5 protein-coding genes are annotated in these 3,128 nt (G+C 59.5%); 2 read left to right on the top strand and 3 right to left on the bottom strand.

The window, feature by feature from the left end; all coding sequences use genetic code 11:
• Both AWB67_RS40240 and AWB67_RS40235 read left to right on the top strand, forming a co-directional pair.
• Positions 1 to 434, top strand: a 434-nt coding sequence (locus tag AWB67_RS40240) for a hypothetical protein (protein WP_235025553.1), incomplete at its 5' end; no start/stop codon positions are given.
• 149 nt (positions 435 to 583) lie between these two features.
• Positions 584 to 826 (top strand): hypothetical protein, encoded by a 243-nt coding sequence (locus AWB67_RS40235; RefSeq protein WP_125477836.1) that lies wholly within the window; start codon positions 584 to 586, stop codon positions 824 to 826.
• A 121-nt stretch (positions 827 to 947) separates the two neighbouring features.
• Here AWB67_RS40235 and AWB67_RS35695 read toward each other — a convergent pair whose 3' ends face one another.
• The 3 genes from AWB67_RS35695 to AWB67_RS35685 form a co-directional block, all read right to left on the bottom strand.
• A complete protein-coding gene (locus AWB67_RS35695; RefSeq protein ID WP_087660596.1) occupies positions 948 to 1,967 on the bottom strand; it encodes a zinc-dependent alcohol dehydrogenase family protein in 1,020 nt (339 codons plus the stop codon).
• A 128-nt stretch (positions 1,968 to 2,095) separates the two neighbouring features.
• Positions 2,096 to 2,527 carry a tautomerase family protein gene (locus AWB67_RS35690; RefSeq protein ID WP_087660595.1) on the bottom strand — a complete coding sequence of 144 codons (432 nt, stop codon included), beginning with the start codon at positions 2,525 to 2,527 and terminating at the stop codon, positions 2,096 to 2,098.
• Between the two features lie 171 nt (positions 2,528 to 2,698).
• Positions 2,699 to 3,128 (bottom strand): beta-keto acid cleavage family enzyme (locus tag AWB67_RS35685; protein ID WP_235025552.1); only part of this gene is annotated, 430 nt, incomplete at its 5' end.

The following is a 3,128-nucleotide window of genomic DNA, read 5'->3' as shown; positions in this document are numbered from 1 at the left end:
GATCTGGAGTCATCGCATGGATTCGAATCGAGCCTTGTATGCATGACAATAATTTGAATGTATTTGGTTATCCGCCTACGATGTCCCCATCGTCGGCAATGCTTGCGGGCCACGATCCGAAGAACTGCCGCAAGCTCCGAAGCATTCTGGAAAATACAGGAGCCGACATGGATGACCTCATACTCACCTTCGGCACGCTCTGCGTCCTGTTCTGTGTGTATGCCGTCCTGACACATCACTTCAGGACATCTGGATCAGACGTTCTCTCGTCGTCCGAAATTCCCCGCTGGAGCGACACAGAAGCCGCCACGCCGACCGTCGCGGTAGTGGCCTCCGGAACGCTTTATCGCCGTGAGCCGGGGGGAAGCTCGCGGCTGCGATTGCAGCGTTGCGCAAAGGGGTCGCCGAACCGCGTTCGCTCTTCGCGCATGTGATGTCTCACTTCCGAACGGAAAGGTCGAGCCCTCAGGCGCTTGCGGCTTCGCCATCGGTGCGCCCGAGGGACAAAATTCCCGTCTGCTTATAAGACTCCTGCATTGCAAAGGCTTCCCGCTCCCTCTTGGCGCGCGCGCCGCGGTCCAGCATGGAAACAATCCCGATGCCTCGCGTTCTTGAAGAGTTCGGGAAGCCGGGCGAGCAGCGCGATCGCCGAACAGCCGTTCACGAACGTCTGCAGATAAAACTAGACAATGAAACTTGCGCGATGAAGATCGGCTTCGCGCGCCATTTCAGCAACGCACCGCCTTCGATACCTCCTTCGCAAAACAACCGTCTAGCCGTGGCCAGCAGCGCTTCGAGCTTTTTGGGCGGATTGCCCACGTTTTAAATGCATTGCCGTTTTCTCCAGAAGCGATAACTGCGAGTCACTTACAAATACTCCGCCTGTTCAGTGCCGCCTTGTTTCAACCTTCGATCAAGCTTCATCCGCAGCTGTCGGGCAGCGAAAGTCAGCGCTCCGCGAACACCAGCAGCGGTTTAGCGTGGTGTGCGGCGCTTTCCGCGGCCGTGAAGGCTTCGAGTGCGCAATCGACGCTGTAGCGGCGCGCTGCCGGCGGCTTCAAGGTGCCATCGGCCATGCGATCGAGCAAGCTGCGCAGCGTTCGGCTGCTTTCACTCACTCCCTTGAGCGCGAGCCACGAGAAGATGAGCCAACCGCGCACCTCGACACTCGAGTAGATCAGTGCCGGCGCGAAAATCGGCATCTCGAAGGCGGCCGGGTCAGACTGACGGTGCGACGACAAGGCTCCATAAACGAGCAGGCAACCGTTCAGGGCCAGCTGACGCGCAAGCGTAGCACCCGTGCGGCCGGCAACGCAGTCAATCGCTTTCACGATGCCATTGCCGCCAGTAGCCTTCATCAACTGCTCGGGCCAGCTTTCGTCCGCGGTGCATAGCACCACGTCACCGCCAAGATCCTGAATCTCGGCGACCTGTTCTTCACGACGTACGAGGTTGATGGTGCGAAAGCCCTGTGCTTTGGCGATCTGCAGCACGAGGCGACCGACCGTCGAACCAGCCGCGCTCTGGACCAGCCAGTCGCCACGTCCGAGCTGATGCTCGCACATGGTCATTGCCCATGCTGTCATCGGGTTGATGAGAGCCTGTGCGGCGTCTTCGTCGGAAATCGCCCCCGGAACGGATATCGCCTGTTCAGCCGGACTGGTGACCTGCTCTCTCCAGGTTCCGGGCACGTTCAGTAAGACGACGCGCTCTCCGATCCGCGTGGGCGGCACGTCGCTGCCCACGGCGTCGACGATTCCGACGCCCTCGGATCCGGGCGAGGCGGGCAATCCAGGCTGACGCTGACGCGCGAAACGTCCACGGATGACGTGCAGATCGGACGGGTGCACGGGCGCCAGCAGCATCCTCACGCGGACTTCAGTTGGCCCGGGCGTGGGCTCGGGCAAATCGCGCAATTGGACTACCTCCGACGGCTCGCCGTTTTGTTCGATGATCAGGGCTTTCATGTGCGTACTCCTTCACTCGAGTTGCGGTGTGAATCATGCCGCCGCGGGGCGCGACATGCGGCGAAAGCCGGGCTTCGCCGCAGTCAGTCGAGTTCAGCCTAGCGTCTCTTCAGGCGTGACAAATCGATTCAACCTTCGCCCGGATCATAGGGCGACGCCCGGTTTTCGAGCTTCCATTTCTTCTCAGCTTCCGTATCGGGCCGCGGGGGTCGAATGCCGTCGATCAACCACAGTTCCCGCGGCGTCTCGCCGACATGCAACTCGTAGTGGTAGCCTCGATCCTGGACGAATGGCGCAATTGCGGCGTTCGCCTTGCGGAGCCAGGACTGCGTCCATTCGACGTCCTTGGAGATGTGTCTCGCGAATTGGTCCAGTCTGATTCTGACAAAGTCGCCTCGCGACTCTCCTCCCATGAAGAACGAGTCCTTCGGCTGTTCATGAAACAGAACGCCTACGTAGAACCGAGGAATGATATAGATGTCGGCGATTCGCTTTGCCATCTCCTGCTTGTCATCTGCCGTGTAGGCGCCGACCGGATGATAGATATTCCACAAGGGCATTTTTGTCTCCATGCATCAATAGATGCCGCATTTCTTACGTCAGAACATCCAGGTCTCATACAAAGAAAGGATGAATCAGACATACGTGAGGCGGCGGTATAGGTAGCCCGGAAACAGGCCACCGGTTAAAACCAATGCGCTTCGCAACGCAGCGTTCTCACGGAAGGCGCGTCACCTCCTATTGCGGCGGGGAAGGCCGAGTATGCCGCGAGCCTCGTCGGGCGTTGCCACCTCTGCGCCGATGCTTTCGATGATACTGACCGCACGTTTAACCAGCGCTGCGTTGCCTGGGGCCAACTTTCCTTTTGCAAGATAAAGATTGTCTTCGAGGCCGACGCGAACATGTCCGCCGAGAATCACGCTTTGAGCGACGATCGGAAACTGGGCCCGCGAGATACCAAACGCCGACCATCGGGCGTTCTCGGGCAGATAGCGCTTCATCTGAAGAAGGCTCTCGGTGTCGGAGGACGCGCCCCATGGCACGCCAAGGCATAGCTGGAACAACGGCGCCTGCAGAATCCCATGAGAAATCGTCAAGAGTGGTGTACGCGGGGCGGTCGGCATAGTCAGGCGGCCAGCGCTTGAGGAGCCGGTGTGCTTT

Source organism: Caballeronia terrestris (genome assembly GCF_001544515.1).
In the GTDB taxonomy this organism is placed as follows: Bacteria; Pseudomonadota; Gammaproteobacteria; order Burkholderiales; family Burkholderiaceae; genus Caballeronia; species Caballeronia terrestris.
This window is presented reverse-complemented; position numbering and strand designations above follow the sequence as displayed.